Source organism: Ruegeria sp. BI11, assembly GCF_056538005.1.
Genome location: NZ_JBQFSM010000059.1, coordinates 1 through 1,203, shown reverse-complemented (window position 1 = coordinate 1,203; position 1,203 = coordinate 1). Strand labels below are relative to the sequence as shown.

Annotated in this window: 1 protein-coding gene; it reads right to left on the bottom strand. The window is 62.8% G+C overall.

Features of this window, described 5'->3' with window-relative positions; translation table 11 throughout:
* On the bottom strand, positions 1 to 1,203 hold a 1,203-nt coding region (gene glyA, locus ACR0DT_RS25065), incomplete at its 5' end, for a serine hydroxymethyltransferase (RefSeq protein WP_480713349.1).

The following is a 1,203-nucleotide window of genomic DNA, read 5'->3' as shown; positions in this document are numbered from 1 at the left end:
TTACAGGTTCGGATAAAGAGGGAACTTGGCGCAGAGGTCTGCGACCTCGGCCTTGACCTTGGCTTCGACGGCGGTGTTGCCGTCTTCGCCATTGGCGGCCAGACCGTCGACCACCTCGATGATCCAGTCGGCGATTTGGCGGAATTCGACCTCGCCAAAGCCGCGGGTGGTGCCGGCGGGAGAGCCCAGACGGATCCCCGAGGTGATGGTCGGTTTTTCAGGATCAAACGGCACGCCGTTCTTGTTGCAGGTGATATGCGCGCGGCCCAGGGCCTTTTCGGTCGCGTTGCCCTTGACGCCTTTGGGGCGCAGGTCGACCAGCACGACGTGGGTGTCGGTGCCGTGGGTCACCGTGTCCAGTCCGCCCTTGATCAGCTGATCCGACAGCGCCTGCGAATTGACGACGACCTGCTTGATGTAGTCCTTGAACGCAGGCTGCAGAGCTTCTCCAAAGGCCACGGCCTTGGCCGCGATCACATGCATCAGCGGGCCGCCCTGAATGCCGGGGAAGATCGCCGAATTCACTTTCTTAGCAATATCTTCATCATTGGTCAGGATCATACCCCCACGCGGGCCGCGCAGGGTCTTGTGCGTGGTGGTGGTCGCCACATGCGCATGCGGGAAGGGGCTGGGGTGCTCGCCCGCCGCCACCAGACCGGCGAAATGCGCCATGTCCACATGCAGGTAAGCGCCGACCATATCGGCGATCTCGCGCATGCGGGCAAAGTCGATCACGCGGGGAATGGCCGAGCCTCCGGCGATGATCAGCTTGGGCTGGTGTTCCTTCGCCAGCGCCTCGACCTGATCATAGTCCAGCATGTTGTCTTCCTTGCGGACGCCGTATTGCACCGCGTGGAACCACTTGCCCGACTGGTTCGGACGGGCGCCGTGGGTCAGGTGACCGCCTGCATCCAGGCTCATGCCCAGAATGGTGTCGCCCGGTTTGATCAGCGCCTGGAACACGCCCTGGTTGGCCTGGCTGCCCGAGTTCGGCTGCACGTTGGCGAACGCACAGCCAAACAGCTGCTTGGCGCGGTCGATGGCCAGGTTTTCAGCGATATCAACGAATTGACAGCCGCCATAGTAGCGCCGTCCGGGGTAGCCTTCGGCGTATTTGTTGGTCATCACCGAGCCCTGCGCCTCCATCACGGCGGCAGAAACGATGTTCTCGGACGCGATCAGCTCGATCTCGTCGCGCTGGCG